23 protein-coding genes and 1 tRNA gene are annotated in these 21510 nt (G+C 70.1%); 14 read left to right on the top strand and 10 right to left on the bottom strand.

Translation table 11 applies throughout. The features are described from left to right. The first annotated feature begins 324 nt into the window (after positions 1-324). The 8 genes from ACTMVF_RS16055 to ACTMVF_RS16020 all read left to right on the top strand — a co-directional run bounded on the left by ACTMVF_RS16055 (position 325) and on the right by ACTMVF_RS16020 (position 8597). Entirely contained in the window at positions 325-1515 is a 1191-nt protein-coding gene (locus tag ACTMVF_RS16055) for a sensor histidine kinase (protein ID WP_441271697.1), read from the top strand. 176 nt (positions 1516-1691) lie between these two features. After that, positions 1692-2333, top strand: a complete 642-nt coding sequence (locus ACTMVF_RS16050) for a helix-turn-helix domain-containing protein (protein ID WP_441271696.1) — start codon at positions 1692-1694, stop codon at positions 2331-2333. Between the two features lie 45 nt (positions 2334-2378). Continuing rightward, positions 2379-3719, top strand: a complete 1341-nt coding sequence (locus tag ACTMVF_RS16045) for a M24 family metallopeptidase (RefSeq protein WP_441271695.1) — start codon at positions 2379-2381, stop codon at positions 3717-3719. Next, positions 3719-4696, top strand: a complete 978-nt coding sequence (locus ACTMVF_RS16040; protein ID WP_441271694.1) for a thiamine pyrophosphate-dependent dehydrogenase E1 component subunit alpha — start codon at positions 3719-3721, stop codon at positions 4694-4696. Before ACTMVF_RS16045 ends, ACTMVF_RS16040 begins: the two co-directional genes overlap by 1 nt. Beyond that, positions 4684-5664: an alpha-ketoacid dehydrogenase subunit beta gene (locus ACTMVF_RS16035; RefSeq protein ID WP_441271693.1), complete on the top strand. Its 981-nt coding sequence runs from the start codon at positions 4684-4686 to the stop codon at positions 5662-5664. Before ACTMVF_RS16040 ends, ACTMVF_RS16035 begins: the two co-directional genes overlap by 13 nt. A 22-nt stretch (positions 5665-5686) precedes the next feature. Next, a complete protein-coding gene (locus tag ACTMVF_RS16030) occupies positions 5687-7039 on the top strand; it encodes an amidohydrolase family protein (RefSeq protein WP_441271692.1) in 1353 nt (450 codons plus the stop codon). Beyond that, on the top strand, positions 7036-7911 hold the full coding sequence (locus ACTMVF_RS16025) for a cupin domain-containing protein (protein ID WP_441271691.1): 876 nt from the start codon (positions 7036-7038) through the stop codon (positions 7909-7911). Before ACTMVF_RS16030 ends, ACTMVF_RS16025 begins: the two co-directional genes overlap by 4 nt. Beyond that, positions 7908-8597, top strand: coding sequence for an SDR family oxidoreductase (locus ACTMVF_RS16020; RefSeq protein WP_441271690.1), 690 nt, complete (start codon positions 7908-7910; stop codon positions 8595-8597). The genes ACTMVF_RS16025 and ACTMVF_RS16020 overlap by 4 nt, the downstream gene beginning before the upstream one ends. 21 nt (positions 8598-8618) lie before the next feature. Here the strand turns inward: ACTMVF_RS16020 and ACTMVF_RS16015 are convergent, their stop codons facing one another. From ACTMVF_RS16015 to ACTMVF_RS15995, 5 genes are all read right to left on the bottom strand, one after another. Next, entirely contained in the window at positions 8619-9449 is an 831-nt protein-coding gene (locus ACTMVF_RS16015) for an SAM-dependent methyltransferase (protein WP_441271689.1), read from the bottom strand. Positions 9450-9497: 48 nt separating this feature from the next. Then, positions 9498-10145, bottom strand: a complete 648-nt coding sequence (locus tag ACTMVF_RS16010; RefSeq protein ID WP_441271688.1) for an endonuclease — start codon at positions 10143-10145, stop codon at positions 9498-9500. Beyond that, the gene (locus ACTMVF_RS16005) at positions 10142-10480 is read right to left on the bottom strand and encodes a DUF3140 domain-containing protein (protein ID WP_441271687.1); all 339 of its coding nucleotides are present in this window, start codon (positions 10478-10480) and stop codon (positions 10142-10144) included. The genes ACTMVF_RS16010 and ACTMVF_RS16005 overlap by 4 nt, the downstream gene beginning before the upstream one ends. A 38-nt stretch (positions 10481-10518) precedes the next feature. Continuing rightward, complete coding sequence (locus tag ACTMVF_RS16000; RefSeq protein WP_441271686.1) at positions 10519-11001, bottom strand: Dps family protein; 483 nt, start codon at positions 10999-11001, stop codon at positions 10519-10521. A 130-nt stretch (positions 11002-11131) separates the two neighbouring features. Next, a complete protein-coding gene (locus tag ACTMVF_RS15995; RefSeq protein WP_441271685.1) occupies positions 11132-11941 on the bottom strand; it encodes a lysophospholipase in 810 nt (269 codons plus the stop codon). A gap of 137 nt (positions 11942-12078) precedes the next feature. On the opposite strand from ACTMVF_RS15995, the gene ACTMVF_RS15990 reads away from it, so the two are divergent. Beyond that, complete coding sequence (locus ACTMVF_RS15990; protein WP_441271684.1) at positions 12079-13266, top strand: thiolase family protein; 1188 nt, start codon at positions 12079-12081, stop codon at positions 13264-13266. Positions 13267-13333: 67 nt separating this feature from the next. Continuing rightward, positions 13334-14107 (top strand): sulfite exporter TauE/SafE family protein, encoded by a 774-nt coding sequence (locus ACTMVF_RS15985; protein WP_441271683.1) that lies wholly within the window; start codon positions 13334-13336, stop codon positions 14105-14107. Here the strand turns inward: ACTMVF_RS15985 and ACTMVF_RS15980 are convergent. Next, the gene (locus ACTMVF_RS15980) at positions 14096-14905 is read right to left on the bottom strand and encodes an HAD-IIA family hydrolase (protein WP_441271682.1); all 810 of its coding nucleotides are present in this window, start codon (positions 14903-14905) and stop codon (positions 14096-14098) included. The two genes, ACTMVF_RS15985 and ACTMVF_RS15980, sit on opposite strands and share 12 nt — an antisense overlap. Before the next feature lie 34 nt (positions 14906-14939). Further along, positions 14940-16301, bottom strand: a complete 1362-nt coding sequence (locus ACTMVF_RS15975; protein ID WP_441271773.1) for a hypothetical protein — start codon at positions 16299-16301, stop codon at positions 14940-14942. Between the two features lie 283 nt (positions 16302-16584). Here ACTMVF_RS15975 and ACTMVF_RS15970 point away from each other — a divergent pair, with 283 nt between their 5' ends. Further along, entirely contained in the window at positions 16585-17331 is a 747-nt protein-coding gene (locus ACTMVF_RS15970; RefSeq protein WP_441271681.1) for a cobalt-precorrin-6A reductase, read from the top strand. A gap of 257 nt (positions 17332-17588) precedes the next feature. On the opposite strand, the gene cobF is transcribed toward ACTMVF_RS15970, so the two are convergent. After that, a complete protein-coding gene (gene cobF, locus ACTMVF_RS15965; RefSeq protein WP_441271680.1) occupies positions 17589-18380 on the bottom strand; it encodes a precorrin-6A synthase (deacetylating) in 792 nt (263 codons plus the stop codon). A gap of 174 nt (positions 18381-18554) precedes the next feature. Then, the gene (locus ACTMVF_RS15960) at positions 18555-19076 is read right to left on the bottom strand and encodes a DUF309 domain-containing protein (RefSeq protein ID WP_441271679.1); all 522 of its coding nucleotides are present in this window, start codon (positions 19074-19076) and stop codon (positions 18555-18557) included. Positions 19077-19191: 115 nt separating this feature from the next. Here ACTMVF_RS15960 and ACTMVF_RS15955 point away from each other — a divergent pair. The 3 genes from ACTMVF_RS15955 to ACTMVF_RS15945 all read left to right on the top strand — a co-directional run bounded on the left by ACTMVF_RS15955 (position 19192) and on the right by ACTMVF_RS15945 (position 20160). Beyond that, positions 19192-19265 (top strand) — tRNA-Pro (locus tag ACTMVF_RS15955). Between the two features lie 217 nt (positions 19266-19482). Continuing rightward, positions 19483-19692, top strand: a complete 210-nt coding sequence (locus ACTMVF_RS15950) for a hypothetical protein (protein WP_441271678.1) — start codon at positions 19483-19485, stop codon at positions 19690-19692. A gap of 174 nt (positions 19693-19866) precedes the next feature. Then, positions 19867-20160 carry a hypothetical protein gene (locus tag ACTMVF_RS15945; protein WP_441271677.1) on the top strand — a complete coding sequence of 98 codons (294 nt, stop codon included), beginning with the start codon at positions 19867-19869 and terminating at the stop codon, positions 20158-20160. A gap of 92 nt (positions 20161-20252) precedes the next feature. Here the strand turns inward: ACTMVF_RS15945 and ACTMVF_RS15940 are convergent, their stop codons facing one another. Next, the gene (locus tag ACTMVF_RS15940) at positions 20253-21452 is read right to left on the bottom strand and encodes a tyrosine-type recombinase/integrase (RefSeq protein WP_441271676.1); all 1200 of its coding nucleotides are present in this window, start codon (positions 21450-21452) and stop codon (positions 20253-20255) included. Between the last annotated feature and the right edge of the window lie 58 nt (positions 21453-21510).

Genomic DNA, 21510 nt, shown 5'->3' with positions numbered 1-21510 from the left:
TGGCGGGCGCGGGCGGTGGCCTCGCTGGGTGGCATGCCCTCCAGCACCGGTGGCAGGGCGACGTGCCCGGCAACTTGCTGCGCTGCATCGCGTACGCCTGATGTCCGTGGGTCCGTAAGTCCGTGGGTTCCGTAAGCCCGTGGTGAGGATGCGGCCCGTGGTGAGATGCGGCCCGTGGTGAGGATGCGGCCCGTGGTGAGGATGCGGATCCACCCTCGCCCGCGCGCCCGGGCGCGCGCCTCGGCCATGAGGTCGGCGTCGGCGGCGGGCCCCTCGGCCGTTCGGCCGATCCCGCCGGGCACGGCCTCACCTACCGTGATCGGCATGAAGTCCGTTTCCCCCCGCGGCTGCGCCCGGGGCTTCGCCGTCGGTGTCCTGCTCGCGGCCTGTGTCGTCGACGTCCTCACGGCGGGAGCCGACGGGACGAGCGTCCTGCCGATGGCGAACCCCGTCTGGCCGACGTCGGCCGTGCTGGCGGTGGGGCTGGCCGGCGTGCTGTGGCCGGCCGGGCGGCGGCCCGAGTGGCTCACGCCGCAGGTGCGCACCGCCGTGCCCGCACTCGCCTCGATTCTCTACTCGGCGGGCACGCTGCTGACCCTCAAGGCGAACACCTTCGGTCCCGGCGAGGTCCTGATCCTGCTGTGTCTGCTGTTCGTCGCGGTACGGCACTGCCCGCCGCGCTGGGCCTGGGGATGCGGCGCCCTCGACGTGGGTGCGCTGCTGCTGTTGCCGGTTCGGTATTCCGGGCCGTTGGACGCCGGTGTGCTGGGCTTCATGATGGCCGGCCTGGTCCTGGTCGGTCTCTTCGCCGGGCTCGCCGTATACCTGCGCACGATGGACTACCGGCGGACGCTCGCCGTCAGCGAGACCCGGCGCGGCGAACGTGTGGCCATCGCCGCCGATCTGCACGACTTCGTCGCCCACCATGTCACCGGGATCCTCGTGCAGACACAGATGGCCCGCATGATGGCGCAGAGCCAGCCGCAGGAACTCGACCCTGTCCTGGCCGGCATCGAACGCGCCGCCACCGAAGCCCTCGCCTCGATGCGCCGCACGGTCGGTGTGCTGCGCGACAGCGGCGACGAGGCGACCGACCGCCGCCCGGTCGGTGACCTGGCGGCCATCGCCGAGCTGACGGACGGGTTCGCGAGCCCGGTCCAACAGGTCACCCTGCGCCGCGACCCGGCCGTGTCCGACGACCTCCCGCACGAGGTGCAGGCCGCGGCCTTCCGGGTCGTGCAGGAGGCGTTGACCAACATCCGGCGTCACGCGGCCGACGCCGCGCACATCGAGGTCCGCCTGCGGGACTACGCCGGGCGCCTGGAGGTGTCGGTCGCGGACGACGGGCGGGGCGGGACACAGCTTCCGGCGGCCGCGCACGGCGGCGGCTTCGGGCTCGTCGGTCTGAAGGAGCGGGTGACGGCGCTGGGCGGCGAACTGCATGCGGGGCCGCGGGGCGGGGCGGGCTGGGAAGTGCGGGCGGTTTTTCCAGTGCGGAGGGCTGCAACGCCGTAGGGGCGCGGGGAACTGCGCGACCAGCCACCAACAACCAGTAGCCGCCCACAAGCCTTGCGCCTCGAGGGATTCCTCCTGGATCACCGTGCACGTTTCTCGGCATCCATACCACTCATGCGCTCCTCCCTGTTCAATGGGAGCGAACAAGCCCCCGCTGCCGAAAGGGACCGCCGCCCATGCCCCCCGCCGCTGTTCCGCCGGTAGGCACCCGCATCCGGCAGGCGCGCCTCGCCCACGGGACGAGCCTGCGGGCGCTCGCCCGGGAGATCGGCGTCTCGGCGAGCCTCATCTCGCAGATCGAGAACGGCAAGAGCCAGCCGTCGGTCAGCACCCTCTACGCCATCACGACGGCCCTGGGCATCTCTGTCGAATCGCTCTTCGAGGCAGGCGAGACCGCTGCCGCGTCCCCGGTGGCGGCGGCAGCCCCCGGCACCGTCCTGCACGCCCTGGCCGCCTTCGCCGCAGCCCCCGGCCGCCGTATCGGACCGCTGGTCACGCCGGACGAGCGGGAGGTGCTGGAGCTGGACTCGGGTGTCGTGTGGGAGCGTCTCGGTCATGTTCCCGGCACCGATGTCGACTTCCTGCAGGTGACCTACCGGCCCGGCGGCGCCTCCTCCGGCTCCGGCGGTCTCATGCGCCACGCCGGCACCGAGTACGGCTGTCTGACCTCGGGGGAGCTGGTCCTCACCCTCGGTTTCGACGAGTACACGATGCGTCCCGGCGACGCGGTCTGCTTCGAGTCGACGACCCCGCACCGCTACCGCAATGATGGTGAGGTACCGGCCGTGGGCGTCTGGTTCGTGTTCAGTGACACTTGACACTCGTCACATGCGGTCGTTCACTCCGAGGTGGGGGTGGTCGCCATGGCGATCCGCACATTCGGACCCAACGCCGTCGACTGGGAAGAGCGCGTCGACCTGGGCCGGCTGCGAGGGCAGCGGCTGGCCCGACTCAACGAGACCCTGAGCCGCTCCGAGCTGGGCGCGGTGCTCGGTTTCGACTTCGCCAACATCCGCTACATGACGGCCACGCACATAGGCACCTGGGCGATGGACAAGCTGATCCGCTTCGCCCTGCTGGTGCGTGGCGGCGAACCGATCGTCTGGGACTTCGGCTCCGCCGCCCGCCACCACCAGCTCTACAACCCGTGGCTCGACTACAGCGACGGCAAGGAGGGTGGCCCGCCCACCGGCGTCCGCGCCGGCATCTCCACACTCCGCGGCGCCTTCCACCCGGAGGCGGGAATCGCCCAGGACGTCGCCGCGAAGGTCGCCGCCGAACTGCGCGAGCACGGTCTCGCCGGCGAACCGCTCGGCATCGACGTAGCCGAAATGCCGATCCTCACCGCCCTGCGCGCCGAAGGCATCGAGGTCGTCGACGGACAGCAGGTCTTCCTGGAGGCCCGCCGCATCAAGACCGGCGACGAGATCGCCCTGCTCACCCAGGCCTGCGCCATGGTCGACGCGGCGTACGAGGAGCTGTACGGCTACCTGCGGCCCGGCGTGCGCGAGAACGAGTGCGTCGGAGTGGTCAGCAAGGTGCTGTACGACCTCGGCAGCGAGTACGTCGAGGGGGTCAACGCGATCTCCGGCGAGCGCTGTTCACCTCACCCGCACGTCTACAGCGACCGCCTCATCCGTCCCGGCGACCCCGCCTTCTTCGACATCCTGCACAGCCACCTCGGCTACCGCACCTGCTACTACCGCACCTTCGCCGTCGGCAGCGCCTCCCGCGCCCAGCGTGACGCGTATGTCCGCTGCCGCGAGTACATGGACCAGGCCATCGCCCTCGTCCGCCCCGGGGCCACCACCGCTGACATCGTCCAAGTCTGGCCCCGTGCGGAGGAGTTCGGCTTCGCCGACGAGACCGCCGCCTTCGCCCTCCAGTACGGGCACGGCGTCGGCCTGTCGATCTGGGAGAAGCCGATCTTCAGCCGGCTGGTCTCCCTCGACCACCCCGAGGTCCTCGAAGAGGGCATGGTCTTTGCCTTGGAGACCTACTGGCCCGCTGCCGACGGCTGGTCCGCCGCCCGCATCGAGGAGGAACTGGTCGTCACCGCAGACGGCTGCGAGGTCATCACCAAGTTCCCGGCCGAGGAACTGCTGGTCGCGGGCCGCAAGTACTGGACCGTGGGCGGCGAGCTCAACACCCGCCGCGAGTCGCAGTCCCACCTCAACACCCCGCACGGCAACGGGACGCGCTGATGGAACCGGCCGAACTCCTCGCCGCCTACGAGCAGATGGCCGTCATCCGCCGTACGGAAAAGGCGGCCCACGACCTGTTCCTGCAAGGCCTCGTCAAGGGCACCACCCACCTCGCCGCCGGACAGGAGGCGATCGCCGTCGGCGCGAGCGCCGCCCTGCGCCCCGACGACTACGTCTTCGCCACCTACCGGGGCCACCACCACGCGCTGGCGCGTGGAGCGACCCCCCAGGAGTGCCTCGCCGAGCTGATGAGCCGGGCCACCGGACTGTGCAAGGCCAAGGGCGGCTCCATGCACCTCACCAAGGCAGCCACCGGCATGCTCGGTTCGTACGCCATCGTCGGCGCCCACCTCCCGATGGCGGCCGGCGCCGCCTGGTCGGCACGGCTGCGCGGCACCGAGCAGATCGCGGTCGCCTTCTTCGGTGACGGCGCCACCAACATCGGCGCCTTCCACGAGGCCCTCAACCTGGCCGCCGTATGGAAGCTGCCCGTGCTGTTCGTCTGCGAGAACAACCTCTACATGGAGTACACCCCGATCGCCGACGTCACGGCCGTGCCCCGGCCCGCGGCCGACCGGGCACCCGGATATGGCATCCCGGGTGAGGTGGTGGACGGCAACGACGTCGTCGCCGTGCAGGAAGTGGTGGCCCGGCTCGCGGGGCGGGCCCGGGCAGGAGGCGGGCCCGCACTGCTGGAGGCGGAGACCTACCGGCACTTCGGGCACAGCCGCGCCGACCCGGCCACCTACCGTCCCGCCGAGGAGGTCGAACGCTGGCTGAAGCACGACCCGTTGGACCTGGCGCGCGGTCGGCTCGTCGAGCTGGGGGTGGCACCCGAGACGATCACCGCGGCCGACGAGCGCGCGAGTGCCGTCGTACGGGAGGCGGTCGAGGTCGCGAAGGCCGCCCCGCCGCCCGATCCGCGTGAGGCGTTGTCCGACGTATGGGCGGACGGAGGTGCGGGGTGGCGGACGTGATCAGCTACCGGGAGGCGGTCGCCGAGGGAATCGCTCGGGAGATGCGGCGCGATCCCACGGTCGTATGCCTGGGGGAGGACATCGGCGAGGCGGGCGGGGTCTTCAAGACGACCGTCGGGCTGCGAGCGGAGTTCGGGTCCGAGCGGGTGTGGGACACGCCCATATCCGAGCAGGCCATAGTGGGGGCCGCCATGGGCGCCGCGATGACCGGGATGCGGCCGGTCGCAGAGATCATGTTCTCCGACTTCCTGGCCTGTTGCTGGGACTACCTCGCCAACGAGATCCCGAAGGTGCGGTACATGACGGGCGGTCAGGTCACCGTCCCGCTGGTCGTGCGCACCGCCAACGGCGGCGGGCTCGGCTTCGGCGCGCAGCACTCCCAGGCCACCGAGAACTGGGCGTTCACGATCCCCGGTCTGAAGATCGCGGCACCGGCGACGCCCGCCGACGTGATCGGCATGATGGCGGCGGCGATCCGCAGCGACGACCCGGTCGTCTTCTTCGAGCACAAGGCGCTGCTCGCCACCAAGGGCATGCCCCCGCCGCCGGACCACGTCGTCGAACTGGGCCGCGCCGCCGTCGTCCGCGAGGGCGCCGACGTCACGCTCGTCGCCCTCGCCTCGATGGTGCCGCTCGCGCTGCAGGCCGCCGAGCTGCTGTCCGGCGAGGGCGTCGAGGCGGACGTCGTCGACCTGCGCTGTCTCGTGCCGCTGGACATGAGCACCGTGCTCGCCTCGCTCGGCAGGACCTCGCGGCTCGTCACCGTCGAGGAGAACCCGTACCAGGGCGGCTGGGGCGGCACGCTCGTCTCGGTCGTCGCCGACGAGGGGTTCGGGTTGTTGGACGCGCCGGTCAGGCGGGTGACGGGGGAGTGCGTGCCCCTGCCGTTCGCCGACGCACTCGAAGAGGAGGTCATCCCCACCGTCGAGAAGGTCGTGGCGGCCGTGCGGGACCTCGCCGCGTACTGAACACCCCATGGGAGGAAGAACGATGACCCATCGGATACTCCTGCGCGCCGGTCACGTGCTGTCGATGGACCCCGCCATCGGGGACCTGCCCCACGGCGACGTCCTCATCGAGGACGGGACGATCGCCGCGGTGGACCGGGAGATCAGCGCCGACGCCGAAGTGCTCGACATGACCGGCAGGATCGTGATCCCCGGCTTCGTGGACACCCACCGCCACACCTGGGAGGCGCCCATCCGGGGCGTCGCCCCGGACGCCACCCTGGACGACTACTTCGTCGACATCCTCGACACCTTCGCACCCCTCTACACCCCCGAGGACGTGTACGCCGGCAACCTCGCGGGCTCGCTGGAGTGCCTGAACGCCGGCATCACGACCCTCGTCGACTGGTCCCACATCAACAACACGCCCGAGCACCCGGACGCCGCGATCCAGGCGCTCACGGAGACCGGCATCCGCGCCCAGTACGCGTACGGCAGCGCCAACACCTCGCTCGCCGACTACTGGTTCGAGAGCAAGATCGCCGTCCCCGGGGACGACGTACGGCGAATCCGCGCCCAGTACTTCGCCTCCGACGACGGCCTGCTCACCATGGCGCTCGCCACCCGTGGCCCCGGCTTCTGCACCAACGAGGTCGTCACCTCCGAATGGGCCCTCGCCCGCGAGCTGGGCATCCCGATCACCGTGCACGTGGCCATGGGGCGGCTCGCCGGCCGCTTCGGCATGGTCAAGCAGCTGAACGACCTGGGACTCCTCGGACCCGACACCACCTACATCCACTGCTGCTACCTCCACGAGGACGAGTGGCGGATGGTCGCCGACAGTGGCGGCACGGTGTCGATCGCGCCGCAGGTCGAGGTGCAGATGGGACACGGCTGGCCGCCCGTGATGAAGGCCATCGAGTACGGACTGCGGCCGTCGCTCAGCATCGACGTCGTCACCACCGTGCCCGGCGACATGTTCACCCAGATCCGCGCGGCCTTCGGCGCCGAACGCGCCCGGGTCAACGCCGACTGCTGGAAAGCCAACATGCCTGTGCCGGACACGATGTTGACGGCACGTCAGATGCTGGAGATCGCCACGGTGAACGGCGCTCACGTCGCGGGCGTCGAGGACCGCACCGGCTCCCTGACCCCCGGCAAGCGCGCCGACGTCGTCGCGATCGACGCAACCGCGCTGAACGTCGCCCCGGTGCACGACGCGGCCGCCGCGGTGACCCTGTCGGCCGACGTCTCCAACGTCGACACGGTCATCGTCGACGGTGTGATCCGCAAACGCGACGGCCGGCTCGTGGCCGACCCCGACCGGGCCCGGCGCCTGGTCCAGGAGTCCCGCGACCGGCTGCTCACGGCGAAGGAGGCGAAGAGCGCGGCATGACCCGACACCTGGTGCGCCGGTCCGCCGATTCCCCGGAGCCGCCGTACGACGAACTCGGTTACCGGCGGCGGACGTTGGTCGGTGAGGACGACGGCAGCGTGCACACCGGCTTCGGCCTGTGCGGGATACGGCCCGATGGCCGGGTCCCGGCCCATGTGCACTCGTACGAGGAGAGCTTCCATGTGCTCTACGGCGCTGTGATCCTCGATGTGACCGAAGGGGCGTACCTGCTCGAAGAGGGCGACTACGGCCTCCTCCCGACCGGCGTCCCGCACGCCTGGCGCGGCGCCGGAGACCTCGCCGGCCGCTGGGCCGACATGCTCGCCCCGGTGCCGCGGGCACGCTACGGGTACGACACCCAGGCGGTGCCCGCGCTACCCGAGCGCGACCCCGTCCGCATCGACGTCCGCGATCCGCGCACCCGGTCCTTCGGCCACTTCGCACCCGTGCAGATGGACCCCGGCAAGCAGTCGCAGGACCTGCTCGCGGTGTCGGCGAGCATGCGGACCGCGCTGCTCGTGTACAGCGGCATCACTGTGAAGACGATGGTCGACAGCGATCTCGGCGCGGTCGCCTCGACGATGTTCATGGTGCAGTACGCGCCCGACGGCGTCGCCGGCTCGCACGACCACCCCTTCGAGGAGACGTACCTGTTCCTCGAAGGGGAGGCGGACGCGGTGTTCGACGGCGAGCGGTACCGGCTCGGCCCCGGCGACTGCGCCTGGGCGGGCGCCGGTTGTGTGCACGGGTTCGCCAACGCCGGTCGGGGACCGCTGCGTTGGCTGGAGACACAGGCGCCGCAGCCGCCACCGCGCCACTCCTACCGGTTCACACGAGACTGGGAGTATCTGAGGGAGGCCCTGGAGTCATGAGCAGCGTCCTCGTCGTGGGCGGTACGTCGGGCATCGGGCTGGAGTTCGCCCGGATGCGAGCCGGGCGTGGCGACGAGACCGTCCTGACCAGCCGTGACGCCCACCGCGCCGACATCGTCGCCCAGGGGATCGGCGCCCGTGGGCTCGCCCTCGACCTGGCCCGGCCGCAGGAGATCGGTGCCGCGCTGGCCGGCGTCGGACGCCTCGACCACCTGGTGATCGCGGGAGTCTCGCGCGACGACAACAAGGTCACCGAATACGACATCGACGCCGCCCTGCGGCTCGTCACCCTCAAACTCGTCGGCTACACCGAGGTCGTGCATGCCCTGCGGAACCGGCTTCACGATGACAGCGCGATCGTGCTGTTCGGCGGGCAGGCCAAGGAACGGCCCTACCCGGGCGCGACGACGGTGGCGACGGTCAACGCGGGTGTGGGCGGCCTGGTGAACACCCTCGCCGTCGAACTCGCACCGATCCGGGTGAACGCCGTGCACCCGGGCGTCGTCGGGGACAGCCCCTACTGGCAGGCCAAGCCGGAGCGGGTGCTCGCCGCCCTGCGCACCGAGACCCCGACCGGGCGGCTGGCCGCCATGGCCGACGTGGTCGACGCGGTGGAGTTCCTGCTGCGCAACGGGTCGGTCAACGCGGTCGAACTGGCCGTGGACGGAGGGTGGTTGCTCGGCTGAGTGGGCTGGCGGGCTGCGGGATCAGCGCTTGCGGCCGACCGCGCCGTACAGCGACACGGGTTCTTTCCTCGTCTCGGACACGGGTTCTTCCCTCGTCTCGTTCTCGTCCGCGGCCGGCCGCCAGTCGGACAGGGAGACGATGCCCGGTTCCAGCAGCTCGAGTCCCTTGAACAAGCGGCCCATCTCGGCGCGCGAACGGGCCACGAGCGTCACCCCGCTCGCGGTGTAGGCCGCGATACCCCGACGGACGTTCTCCGGGTCGAAGTCCGCCGTCATCGCCGACAGCACCAGACAGCTGCCCGGCGCCAGCGCGTCGACCAGCGTGTCCACGAGCTGATGGGCGCCGTCGTCGTCCGGGATGAAGTGCAGGAGCGCGATCAGTGACAGGGCGAGGGGCCGGTCGAAGTCGAGGACGGAGGCGGCCTGTTCCAGGATCCGTTCCGGTTCGCGCGCGTCGGCCTGCACATATGCGGTCACACCCTCCGGGGTGCCGCGCAGCAGGGCCTCGGCGTGTGCGAGCACGATCGGGTCGTTGTCGACGTACACCACCCGCGCGTCGGGGACGACGGACTGGGCGATCTGGTGCAGGTTGGGTTCGGTCGGGATGCCGGAACCGATATCGAGGAACTGGCGGATCCCCGTCTCCCGTACGACCGCCCGCGTGGCCCGCTCCATGAAGCGGCGGTTGGCCCGCGCATGCCGTGGAGCGTCCCCCTGCATCGCGGTGATCTGCCGTCCGAGCTCCTCGTCGACGGGGTAGTTGTCCTTGCCGCCCAGGAGCCAGTCGTACACCCGGGCCGGATGCGGCCTGCTCGTGTCGATACGCGATACGGCCGGCTCGGTCCCGGTCACGCAGGCCTCCTGTGCTCGACGACAGCGGGTCCGAGCAGTCTTTCACGATCATGCGGCACGGCGGAGACTGTCTTCGGCCACCTCCTTGTCGACGGCCGCCCGCACCAACGCGGCGGCGAGCACGGCCGGTTCGGTGTTCCCGGCGAGGTCGGCCAGCCGGTCCGGGTCCTTGGGCAGGCCGAGCCGCTGGGCGCCCGAGAGGGCCTTGTCGTCCAGGTAGGGCGCCACTTCCGGCCAGACCCGCTGGGCCTCGCGCAGGAAGATGTCGGCGCCGGCCGGGCCCATGCCGGGGAACTCCTGGAGCAGACGGCGCAGTTCGGTGACGTCACCGTCCGCCTCCTTGCGCAGCCGCCGCAGATCGCCGCCCCACCGCTCGGTCAACAGCTCCGCACCGTCGCCGAGTTGGGTGGCGGTGCGCTCGTCGTAGCGCCGGTAGCCGCCCCGGCCCAGCGCGTCCACTCGCTCCTGCCAGTCGGCGTCGGCCATCCGGCGCGGATCGCGCAGCCCCGCCTCGTACAGTTCACGGGCGGTGTCGAGCGCGATCGAGCCCCGGATCCGGGCACTGAGCAGGAGCGCCAGCACCAGCAGCCGGTACAGCGACTGCGGGGTGTCCTTCAGCGGGATGCCCGCCTCCTCGGCGAAGGTCTCTCCGTGTGCGTCGACGAGCTCCCGCAGCAGGCGCTTGTTGTCGGTCATGGCGATGCCTTGAGCGGATCGTGTCCGATGGTCATCAGCCGGTGCCGGAGGTCCGTGTCCTCGGCCTCGGGCTCGTTCTCCATGTCGACCTGTGAGGTGACCGTGTCCACGACCTTCCGCATCACGCGGAGGTCGTCGTCGGTCAGGTCCATCCGCCGCTTCTGCAGGATGGACAGGACGTGCTGTCCGGTGGGTGAGCCCGGCTGCTCCGGCAGCGGTTCGGTCTCCTCGCCGGCGTACCGGACGCGCAACCATGCCGCCAGCTCCGCCGAGGTCATGTTCACCACGCGATGGAAGTCGTCCCACAGCGCGTCGAGTTCGAGGACGTCGGTCATGGGGGTGCCCTTCTCTCAGTACGGAAGTACGGACGGCGTCAGTCGTCGCGCGGCCAGTTCTCGGCGTCGAACATCCAGCGCTGCTTCTCCAGCTCGCTCGTGATGCCGATCAGCAGGTCCTGCGTCACCGGGTCCGCCTCGGCGGTCGTGTCGATACGTTCGCGCAGCCGCTCTATGGCCGCCGCCATGGCATCCACGACCAGCTGGACGACCTCCGTGTCACGCAGCCAGCCCTCCTTGGGGCCGGGCAGCGTGTAGGCCGCGGCGATGGTCTCCGGCCGGCCGTCGGGCGGCAGGCCGAGCGCCGCGGAGCGTTCGGCGACCGTGTCGGAGTACGCGCGGGCCACCGACACCACCTCGTCGAGCTGCAGATGGATCGAGCGGAACCGCGGTCCCACGATGTTCCAGTGCGCCTGCTTCCCGATCAGCGAGAGTCCGAGAAGATCGACGAGAGTGCTCTGCAGGGCCTCCCCGGCGACCCGGCGAGCCGGTTCGGGAAGCGTGCTCTTGACGACAGTCATACCGAGCTCCTCCTTGTGGCTTGGTCATGGCCGGTACGGAAGCGGCGCGCGCCGTCGTCACTCCAGGCGCTGCAACCCCTCCATGCGGGCGCGGGTGCCCAAGGCGAACCGGTGCAAAACGCGCGGTGTCTCAGTGTGCGAACACGCTGTCCAGGAAGTGGGTCAGGTCCCTGAACACATCCGCCTTGTTCGTCTCGCGGAACACCTCGTGCCGGGCCCCGGGGTAGACGCGCTCCGTCAGCTCGTCCCCGCGCAGCGCCTCGACACCGACGCGGCTGCCGGTCAGCGGGACCAGCCGGTCCCCGTCACCGTGCAGCCACAGCAGGGGCAGGCGCCCGATGTCGCCGCCCTCGGACACCGTGTCCAGCATCCGGGCGAACGCCTCCACCGTCGGCCGCTTCATCGGGCCGTGCCAGACGAGCGGATCCGCCGCGTACGCCGCGCCCACACCGGGGTCACGGGAGAGCGCCGCCGGGCTGATCGGAGTGTCGGGGATCTCGTCGAGGGTGAGCAGCCGCCGGGGCAGGGCCCAGTCGCCGATCACGGGCCCGGACAGCACCAGGGCGGCGAGCCCGTCACCGTTGAGCTGTGCGTAGCGGGCCGCGATCAGGCCACCCATGGAGTGCCCGATCAGGACGACGGGCAGGCCCGGATACGCGGCCCGGGCCAGGCGGGCGACGGCATGCACATCGGCGACCACGTCCTCGAAGTCCTCGATCACCACACGCTCACCCGCCGACCTCCCGTGACCGACGTGATCGGGCCCGAACACGGCCGCACCGTGCTCGACGAGAACGTCCGCCACCTCGGTGTACCGGCCGGCGTGCTCCCCGTAGCCGTGGACCACGAGCGCGACGTAGCGGGGCCGAGGATTCGGCCATGCGCGTACGACGATCGATCCCCGGCTTCCGGCAATGACATGCTCGCAGTCGTCGGCCATGTCTCCTCGTCCCCCTCGGCTGCGTCGGTGAAGGTGCCAGGGATCTTCCCAGGGTGCGGCGGGTCGGTCTATAGTCCAAAACTAGCGGTGCTAATTAAATGCGTGTCGATTCATACTGCCCGGTCAGGAGACCTGTCGTGCGTCCCGTCCACTTCGCGGCCGCCCGCCGCACCCCCATCGGCAAGCTGCGCGGAGCGCTGTCGTCGGTACGGCCCGACGATCTCGCCGCGACCGTGATCCGGGGTCTCGTCGCGGATGTCCCCGCACTCGACCCGGCGCGTGTCGACGACGTCTACTGGGGCGCCGCCAACCAGGCCGGCGAGGACAACCGCAACGTCGCCCGCATGGCCGCCCTGCTGGCCGGCCTGCCGGAGACGGTGCCCGGCGCCACCGTCAACCGGCTGTGCGCGTCCGGCCTCGAGGCGGTGACGACCGCTGCCCGCACCATCGCGGCGGGCGAGGCCGACATCGTGCTCGCCGGCGGCTCCGAGTCCATGAGCCGCGCCCCCTTCGTCCTGCCCCGCCCCGACGAGGCGCTGCCCCACCGCATCGAGACCGTCGACACCCGCCTCGGCTGGCGCCTGGTCAACCCGGCGATGAAGGACCTGCACGGCCTGCTGGCCATGGGCGAGACGGCCGAGGAGGTCGCCGAGCGGTACGGCGTCCCGCGCGAGCGGCAGGACGAGTTCGCGCTGCGCAGCCACCAACGGGCCGCCGAGGCCCGCAAGAACGGCCACTTCGACGACGAACTGCTACCTGTGCAGCGCCCGGACGGGGTCCTGGTCGACAGCGACGAGTGCATCCGCGAGGACACGTCGTACGAGAAGCTCTCCCGGCTGAAGCCGGTCTTCCGGCAGGGCGGCACCGTCACGGCGGGCAACGCCTCACCGATGAACGACGGCGCCGCCGGCCTGCTCCTGGTCAGCGAGGAGGCCCTCAACGAACTGGGCCTGGAGTCCCTCGGCCGCTATGTCGCCGGCGCCTCGGCCGGCGTCCACCCCGACGTGATGGGCATCGGCCCCGTCCCCGCCACCCGCAAGGCCCTGGCCCGCGCCGACTGGACGATCGGCGACATCCAGGAAGCCGAGTTCAACGAGGCGTTCGCGGCGCAGGCACTCGCCTGCGTGGACGAGCTCGGCATCGATCCCGAGCTGGTCAACCCCAGCGGAGGCGCGATCGCGCTGGGACACCCGCTGGGCTGCTCGGGCGCCCGCATCCTCACGACGCTGCTGCACCGGATGCGGCGGACGGGAGCGGCGCGGGGGCTGGCGACCATGTGTGTGGGAGTGGGGCAGGGGAGTGCGGTGCTGGTGGAGAGGCACTAGCAATCTCCCAACTGGCGAGACGCTCCTTACGGGCATCGGTTAGGTGCGCATAGCATCTGTGTCCCGTATGGACACCATGGCTCTTTGGCACATCACCGGTGGGGAATTCGCGGCGCTCGCCCTCGCCGCCCTGCTCGTCGGCTTCTCGAAGACGGCCGTGAGCGGGGCCAACACGGTCAGCCTCGCGATCTTCGCCGCCGTGCTTCCCGCCCGCGCCTCCACCGGCGTCCTGCTGCCGATCCTGATCGCCGGGGACGTCCTCGCCGTCCTCACCTACCGACGGCACGCCCACTGGCCCACGCTGTGGCGGCTGTTCCCCGCGGTCGCGGCCGGCGTCGTCTTCGGCACGCTGTTCCTGGTGTGGGCGGACGACGGGATCGTCCGTACGTCGATCGGCGCGATCCTGCTGCTGATGGCCGGCGTGACGGTGTGGCGCCGCCGTACGGCCGAGAACGAGGAGGAACCCGACTCGGTCACCACGCGGGCCGGCCGGGTCAAGGCCCGCTCGTACGGCGTCCTGGGCGGCTTCACCACCATGGTCGCCAACGCGGGCGGCCCGGTGATGTCGATGTACCTGCTGTCGGCCGGCTTCCGAAAGCTCGGCTTCCTCGGGACGTCCGCCTTCTTCTTCCTGATCGTCAACGTCTCCAAGGTGCCCTTCAGCGCCGGACTCGGCCTGATCGACGGCCCTTCGCTGCTGCTCGACGCGGCGCTCGTGGTGTTCGTGGTGCCCGGCGCGCTGCTCGGCAAATGGGCGGTGAACCGGATCAACCAGCGGCTGTTCGAGCAACTGGTCATCGCGGCGACGGTCGTGGGAGGCCTCCAGCTACTACTGCGCTGACTCCCGCAGTTCCGCCAGCAGGGCGGGCAGGTCGGCGACGGAGCCGATCACATGGTCGGGCGTACCGCTCGCGTCCCGGTGGGTCTCCGGCAGGTACTTGCCGGTCTTGACCAGCACGCCCGTGACACCGGCCCGCTGTGCCGCGAGCACATCGGACTCGATGTCGTCGCCCACCATCACCGCCTCCCGCGCACCGACCCCCACATGCGCCAGCGCCGCCTCGAAGAACGCGGCCGACGGCTTGCCCGTGATCTCCGCCTCGACCCGTGCGGCCTTCTCCAGGCCGACCAGGAACGCGCCGGTGTCCAGCTGCAACCCCTCCTCCGTACGCCAGTACAGATTCCGGTGCATGGCCACCAACCGCGCCCCGCGCTGCACGAACCCGAAGGCCCGGTTGAGCGCCGTGTAGCCGAACTCCGGTCCGGCGCCCCCGACGACCACCACGTCCGGCGCGGAATCGTCGCCCTCGTCCTCGCCGACGACGCTGATCCCACCCAGATCCTCCGCGATGTCCCCGCTGTTCAGCAGCGCACACCGTGCCCCCGGACAGTGCTCGGCGAGATACGCGGCGGTGACGGCGGGCGCGGTCAGGATGTCCTCCGCGGACACCGGGAACCCCGCGTCCGCCAGCGTCCGGGCGATCGACGCCCGTGTCCGCGAGGTCGTGTTCGTGACCAGCGCCACACCGAGCCCGGCCTCGCGGATCTCCCGCAACGCCTCGACCGCACCGGGCAGCGGCTGCCACGAGACGGTGAGAACCCCGTCGATGTCCATGAGGACGGCACGTACGGATCCCATGCGACGACGATAGTCATCGCCGGCCGCGCGCCGCTCAAGGAGCGATCCCGACACCCTCGATCCTGCTCCAGGCCCGCTCCTGAGCCGCCGTCATCGCGGGCCACCGCAGCCCACCCGGGCGGGGCTCGACGCGCGAGGCGTACGGCGAAGGGCGGTACTCCGGATCGTAGAAGCAACCGGTGCCGTACGTACGGTCGAACGCCGCGCACGAGGCCGCGACGGACCGGACCGTCGGCCTCTCACCCGTCCGCACCCATGTCTCCAAGGCCGCCATGGAGGCGGCGGACTCGGCATCGCTCAGCACACTGTGCTCGCGCTCCCGCGTGAACGTCTGCACCAGATGCTCGTCCCGGCCGGCACCGCGCAGGGTGTCCCGGAACGCCGCCTCGTGCTCCACGAACGCCGTCGGATCGTCGATCGCGCGCAGGGTGAGCACCGGGATCGAGACCTCGCCCGTGAGATCGCTGTCGTAGGACAGATCGCGTACGGCCGTCGGGTCCGCGGCGAACCGCTCGACGCCGGCGTTGAGTGCCTTGTCGTCATGCGATCCGGAATACCGAACGCCCTGGTTGCCGAACGGATTCCGGCCGCCGAGACGGTGGTGCACGATGTCCCGGAACGTGAAGGTCGCCCACCGCAGATGCGCCTCCAGCGTGCGCGCCGGAACCTTCGTGACCGCCAGGATGTCGTCGAGATTGCGCTGCTGGAGCGCGGTCCGCTCCTCGGGCGCCGACGCGTACCCGGTGCACTCCTGCAACCGGGCGCGCAGCCCGGCGGTCGTCATGGCCGAGTCGGCGCGCAACCCCTGCCACAGGGGGTACTGCGGCTCGGTCGGGCGGGGGTGGTTGCGGCAGTAGTACTGGTAGACGACGCGCAGGTCGACGCGGTAGTCATAGCCGCGCGAGCCACCGGCGAGGACGCCGTTGGTGAGCAGCGCCCCGTCGTACGCCCCCTGCCGCCCGCCGTAGGTCTCCACGACCTTCGCGGCGACGTTCCCGCCCCACGACTGGCCGTGCACATACGTCCGCCGCGGCGTGCCGAACTCCTCGACGAACAGCCGGCGCACGCTCTCGGTGTCGGCGGCGGCCATCCGCGTCCCGTAGCCGCCCCGGCGATACGACGAACCCGCCCAGGCGTAGCCCTCCTTCACCATGACCGTCCAGCGGCCCAGATCATCGACGCTGCGGGCGGGGTCGGAGTCCGCGCCGAGGTCGGGGCCGCCGTGGGCGTGCACGACGAGGGAGCCGTTCCAGTCGTCGGGCACCGCGATCGCGTAGTACGCGCCGTTTGCGTCGCGGCCGGTGTAGCAGTCGGCCTCACCGGCCAGAGCGGCGGGGCATGCGGTGCGCTCGGGTCCGGCCGTCTCCCCCCGGGCGTTGGAGGCGCCGACGAGGATGCCGACGGCGAGGGCACCGGCCAGCAGTGCGGACAGCGACGTACGCCGCCGTGCGGCCGAGGGGACAGACCTGCGGATCAGTGAGTGCGTTCTCGTCCAGTCCAAGACGCTGCTCCTCGTTCTCGTCGGCGCGTCGTCGAGCCGTGCGCCGCGATGCTAGGGAGCGAGGGGGTGCGGGACCACGATCTGACCGTTGTGTTCATAGTGTTCGCCCGAAAAGACGTCGGAGCAGGCGGCGGACCCGAGCTGCCGCCCCCCGGACGGCACCTCGTACGCTCCCCCCATGTCCCCCCGCCACATCCTGATCCTCGGCGGCACCACCGAGGCCCGCGAACTCGCCGCCGCGCTCACGACGCGCCCCGGCGTCCGCGTCACCACCTCGCTCGCGGGGCGCGTGTCACGGCCGGGCGCGGTCGAGGGGGACGTGCGCATCGGGGGCTTCGGCGGAGCGGAGGGCCTGGCCGACTGGCTGCGCGCCGAGCACGTCGACACCCTGGTGGACGCCACCCACCCCTTCGCCGAGTCGATCACGGCGAACGCGGTCCGAGCCGCTACGGCGACCGGCGTGCCGGCGGTGATCCTGCGGCGCCCCGGCTGGCGCGCCGGCCCCGAGGACCGTTGGCACGAGGTCGCCTCGCTCGACGAGGCCGCGGCCCTGCTGCCGGACCTCGCCCGCCGCGTGTTCCTGACCACCGGCCGCCTGGGCCTGGCGGCCTTCGCCCACCTCACGGACCTGCACTTCCTCGTACGCTCCGTCGAACCGCCCGAGCCGCCGATGCCCCCGCACACCGAAATCCTGCTGGCGCGCGGCCCCTTCACGGCGGACGACGAGGCGGCACTGTTGCGGGAGCACCGCATCGACGTCCTGGTGACGAAGGACAGCGGCGGAGAGGCGACATCGGCCAAACTCACCGCCGCCCGCCGACTCGCTCTCCCGGTCGTCGTCGTACGGCGCCCTCCACTACCGGAGGGCGTGGACGCGGTGCCTGATGTGGCGGGGGTGCTGGAGCGGCTCGGCCTCACGCTGTGACGACCAGGCGCGTCAGCAGCTCGACCTGGATCACCGCCCAGGCACCGGCCACATCGAGGCGGGTGTCGGACTCCGCGATGATCCGGCGGGCGGTGTCCGGCCCCAGGCTGCCGATGATCTTCCGGTGCCGAGCACGAACATGTACAGGGACTCCAGCCAGGCACCCGGGCCGGGGCGCATGCGGGGACGGTCCGCCCGGGTGCCGTGCGGATGCCCGCCCCGAGGCGGCCCCTACTTCTCCCTCTGCCCCCCTGTGCCTACTGCTCCTTCGGTTCCTGCGATTCCTTCGGATTCCGGCGCAGCAGATACGTGTCCATGATCCAGCCCTTGCGCTCCCGGGCCTCGGCGCGCAGCCGCTCGATGCGGGGCGCGGCCTCGGCGATCGGGCCCGAGGCGAGGATCTCGTCCGGGGTGCCTATGTACGCGCCCCAGTAGATGTCGATGTCCTGGTCGGCGAACCGCCGGAAGACCTGGTGGGCGTCGAGCATCACGACCACGTCGTCCACGCCGTCCGGGAAGCCCTCGGCCAGCCGTCGGCCAGTGGTGATCTGCACGGGCCGGGCGACCCGGTTGAGTCCCGTCCGATGCCGGGCGACGAGAGCCGAGACACTGCTGATGCCGGGCACGACGTCGTACTCGAACTCCACCCCGCCCTTGTCCAGCACCTCCTCCAGGATCCCGAGCGTGCTGTCGTACAGCGCGGGATCACCCCACACCAGGAACGCGCCGGTCTCGTCCTCGCCCAGCTCCTCGACGATGAGCCGCTCGTAGATCCCGGCGCGGGCACTGCGCCAGTCCCCGACGGCCGGGGAGTACGCGGCGCCCCCCGCCGACCGGTTCCGCTCCGGATCCCGCGCCTCGACGACCCGATACGTCCCCTCCGGTATGTGCGCGTCCAGCATGTCCCGGCGCAGCTGCGTGAGGTCGGACTTCACCTCGCCCTTGTCGAGGATGAAGAACACGTCCGTACTGCGCAGCGCCCTGACCGCCTGCAGCGTCAGCTGCTCGGGGTCGCCCGCACCGATACCGATGACCTGAATCTTTCGCACGCCCCGAGTCTGCCGCACGCCACTGACAACGCGGACACCGAGTCGGCGTCTTCGGTGGTGGGGGCCCGAGAGCGGGGGTGCGGCCTGCGGCGGCGGTGCGCTGGGCACCGGCCTGCGGTGGACAGAGCCCGGCGATGTGCCCGGTTCATGTGGCCGGAGGACTGCCGCCCCTCTCTACGACCGTCCGCGCAACGTCGGCGCCCACCCCCGCGCGTCCACGGTCTCCTCGCCTTCCGCCACGACCCCCGCCAGCTCCCGCGCCCACGCGACCAGCCCGGCCAGATCCATCCCGTACGGCCGCTGCCGCCCGTGAGCCGATGCCCATTCCTCCACAGCCCCGGCCCCGCGACGCAACAACCTGGCCCCGCCCGTCACGTTCCCGCGAGCCGAGTGGGTGAGGCCCACCGCGAGCTGGGCCAGCCCCCGCCACAGGGCCCGCTCCTCCTGCGGGCCCGTCTTCCAGGCGTCCTCGAAGACCTCGTGCGCATGGAACGGTTTCCCCGCGTCCAGCAGCAGCTGTGCCTCGGCGACGCTCTGCTCCGGGGTGCGTACGACGCCCTCGGGCTGGCGGGCGACGCCGTCCGCGCCGTAAGGGAGAGGGCGCCCGAGACCGTCACGGGGGCGCGCGTTGCGTGCCCGGCCCTCGTTGTCCCGGTCCCGTGCGTCGGTCTGCCGTCCTGACGGTGTGGTGGCCATACACCGATTGTCCATCGCGCTGCCCGCCCCCCACCGGACGCCCTCTTCGGCTCGGTCCCCGGCGTGGGGTAAAGTTCTGCTTGCGTGATCACGCGGTTCGCCGCGCGACAGGCACCGGGACGTGGCGCAGCTTGGTAGCGCACTTGACTGGGGGTCAAGGGGTCGCAGGTTCAAATCCTGTCGTCCCGACTGGAGCGCTGCTCCATAGTCGCAGATCAGGGCCTTGGATCACTTAGGTGAGACGAGGCCCTTGATCATTTCCGGAGCTCGCGTCTCACAATTTCTCACAGATGCCAGGGTGGCGGTGACACTTCGCCGCTGTCACTCGATTGACTCATGCTGCGCTGTGCAAGCACTGCTGATGCGGTGTCCTGAGCGGAGAGAACTTCCGTCCAGGGAGGCCCTGATGTACGAGATGTATCTCGCTTTCGACGAGCACGGCATAGCCGTGGTGTGGCACATGAAGGCTAAACAGAGCGCTGAGGCCCTGTGCGGACATGTGCTCATCGAACGCATCGAACGCAACGATGGCACGAACACCATGCAAGCGGAAACGACCCCCCACTGTCGGCCATGCATGACCTCGTTCGCCCAACTGGTGAACCAACACAGCTAGAACAACAGACGTCCATGCAGGACAGAGAGACATGGCGTGCGCCGTAAAGGCGAACTTGACCACCAACCCCGGTGTGCCACTAGAACATATTGGATCTTTTCGTATTAATCTCCGGTCGCCGTACGAAGTCGATCTACGCCAGATCGCACCCACCTCACTCCACCGGAGATGAACATGCACAAGCTTCGCAAGGCTGCCGTCCTGGTCGTCGCCCTCGGAAGCGCCGGACTCCTGAGCGCCGGCACCGCCACCGCCCAGGGCCTCGACGGTCACGGCGACAAGGGCGAGGGGCACTACAAGATCATGCAGAGCTCCAACTGCAAGTCGCACGACCTGAACATCGACATCCTTGGCCAGATCGGCATCCTCAACGGCCTGCTGGGTAACGCGCTCAACGGCGAGGGCAACGCCGGTGGGCAAAGCAAGCACATCGGCTCGACCATGGGCTGCAACAACAGCGCCTTCTAAGGCGTCTTAGAAAGCTGCTGCGGTGTCGGGGTTGGCCGTTCGGAATGGTCACGGGCGGCCAACCAAAGTACTGAGGTCGTAGACGATGCACCCTAGCCGAGAAGCTGGGCGAGCTTCTCCGAGCCTGCCTTAAGGCTCTGCGGGTCAGGGTGGACGTACACGCGCTTGGTGAAGGACAGGTCGCTGTGTCCGGCCCAAGCAGAGACGACCGTGTCGGGGACGCCGTTGTTGGCCATCCAAGACAGGCAGGCGTGGCGCGCGTCGTAGAGACGGACTCGGCGCACACCTGCTGCCTCCATCAGCTTCTGAGCCTCACGCCGCAGCTTGTCCGTCTTGAAGGGTCTGCCCAGCTCGTCAACAACCACATAGCCCGAATCCTCGTAGGCCTCGCCAGCTTGCTCCTTCTCCTTCGCCTGAAGGGCATGTAGGACCACGAGCGCGCTATAAACAGGCTTGGGCAACGGCAAGACCCGCTTGCCGTTGACGGTCTTGGGCTGCTTCTCAACGACCTTGTTTCGTAGACCCCGCTCCTGGCTTCGGTCGTAGACGATGGTTCGGGTATTGCCAACAGCAATAGTCCCCTCCCCCGTCAGATCAACGTCCTCACGCCATCGGGCTCCGCATACCTCAGCGGGACGCTCGGCAATAAGAGTCAGCAGCATGACACCAAACAAACGGTGATCCTTGCTCGCTTCGATGAAGGCCTTCACCTCGGCCTCGTCCCAGGGACGACGCTCCGGCGCATTCTGGTCGGCCCTGGCGCGAGCCTCACGGGATACTCGAACATGCTCCGCGACATTGCGAACAACCCAGCCACGGCGCACAGCCAAATTCAGAGCCGATCGAAAGCGGCCAAGCGTCAGCTGGACTGAGCGGGCACCCAAACCCGTGCCAGGCTTCCCGCCCCGCCGGCGTCCACTGGTGACAAGCCAATCGACAAACTCCTCGACGTCCCCCTCGGTGAGCTGCTGTACCCGCTTGTACCCGAGATGGTTTCGGACTGGACGCACCGCGTTGTCGTAGTTTTTCGAGGTCGCCTCCTCGACGTCCCGTGTCGAGGCCTTGAGCCAGATATCCAAGAGCTCGTTCACAGTCAGCTTGGCCGGAGCAACGTACTCGCCGGTTCGTGACTGGTGACGTATTCGGGCGAGCTCGTCCCGCGCTTCTTTCTTGGTGTCAAACGTTTTAGTAACCTGCCGACGCTTCCCGTCGGCCTTCCTCGGGCCATCCGTCACGAAGCGATACCGCACCGTGCCGTCCCGCAATACCACCTTCTTGATGGGATCAGCCATTGTCGTGCCTTAAGACTGGATCCCCCCTGGAACCACTTTCGAGAGTGCGTGTCCACCT

Origin of the sequence: Streptomyces sp. SD31, from assembly GCF_052068475.1 — a bacterium.
Taxonomy (GTDB): Bacteria; Actinomycetota; Actinomycetes; order Streptomycetales; family Streptomycetaceae; genus Streptomyces.
This window is presented reverse-complemented; position numbering and strand designations above follow the sequence as displayed.

Excerpts from the sequence above, each read along its gene's own strand:
- ACTMVF_RS16045 (WP_441271695.1), top strand. The coding sequence starts at position 2,379 with ATGGCGATCCGCACATTCGGACCCAACGCCGTCGACTGGGAAGAGCGC.
- ACTMVF_RS16040 (WP_441271694.1), top strand. The coding sequence starts at position 3,719 with ATGGAACCGGCCGAACTCCTCGCCGCCTACGAGCAGATGGCCGTCATC.
- ACTMVF_RS16055 (WP_441271697.1), top strand. The coding sequence starts at position 325 with ATGAAGTCCGTTTCCCCCCGCGGCTGCGCCCGGGGCTTCGCCGTCGGT.
- ACTMVF_RS16010 (WP_441271688.1), bottom strand. The coding sequence starts at position 10,145 with ATGACCGACAACAAGCGCCTGCTGCGGGAGCTCGTCGACGCACACGGA.
- ACTMVF_RS15970 (WP_441271681.1), top strand. The coding sequence starts at position 16,585 with ATGTCCCCCCGCCACATCCTGATCCTCGGCGGCACCACCGAGGCCCGC.
- ACTMVF_RS16030 (WP_441271692.1), top strand. The coding sequence starts at position 5,687 with ATGACCCATCGGATACTCCTGCGCGCCGGTCACGTGCTGTCGATGGAC.
- ACTMVF_RS15960 (WP_441271679.1), bottom strand. The coding sequence starts at position 19,076 with ATGGCCACCACACCGTCAGGACGGCAGACCGACGCACGGGACCGGGAC.
- ACTMVF_RS15985 (WP_441271683.1), top strand. The coding sequence starts at position 13,334 with ATGGACACCATGGCTCTTTGGCACATCACCGGTGGGGAATTCGCGGCG.
- ACTMVF_RS15995 (WP_441271685.1), bottom strand. The coding sequence starts at position 11,941 with ATGGCCGACGACTGCGAGCATGTCATTGCCGGAAGCCGGGGATCGATC.
- ACTMVF_RS15940 (WP_441271676.1), bottom strand. The coding sequence starts at position 21,452 with ATGGCTGATCCCATCAAGAAGGTGGTATTGCGGGACGGCACGGTGCGG.
- ACTMVF_RS15980 (WP_441271682.1), bottom strand. The coding sequence starts at position 14,905 with ATGGGATCCGTACGTGCCGTCCTCATGGACATCGACGGGGTTCTCACC.
- ACTMVF_RS16005 (WP_441271687.1), bottom strand. The coding sequence starts at position 10,480 with ATGACCGACGTCCTCGAACTCGACGCGCTGTGGGACGACTTCCATCGC.
- ACTMVF_RS16050 (WP_441271696.1), top strand. The coding sequence starts at position 1,692 with ATGCCCCCCGCCGCTGTTCCGCCGGTAGGCACCCGCATCCGGCAGGCG.
- ACTMVF_RS16020 (WP_441271690.1), top strand. The coding sequence starts at position 7,908 with ATGAGCAGCGTCCTCGTCGTGGGCGGTACGTCGGGCATCGGGCTGGAG.
- ACTMVF_RS15945 (WP_441271677.1), top strand. The coding sequence starts at position 19,867 with ATGCACAAGCTTCGCAAGGCTGCCGTCCTGGTCGTCGCCCTCGGAAGC.
- ACTMVF_RS16025 (WP_441271691.1), top strand. The coding sequence starts at position 7,036 with ATGACCCGACACCTGGTGCGCCGGTCCGCCGATTCCCCGGAGCCGCCG.
- ACTMVF_RS16000 (WP_441271686.1), bottom strand. The coding sequence starts at position 11,001 with ATGACTGTCGTCAAGAGCACGCTTCCCGAACCGGCTCGCCGGGTCGCC.
- ACTMVF_RS15950 (WP_441271678.1), top strand. The coding sequence starts at position 19,483 with ATGTACGAGATGTATCTCGCTTTCGACGAGCACGGCATAGCCGTGGTG.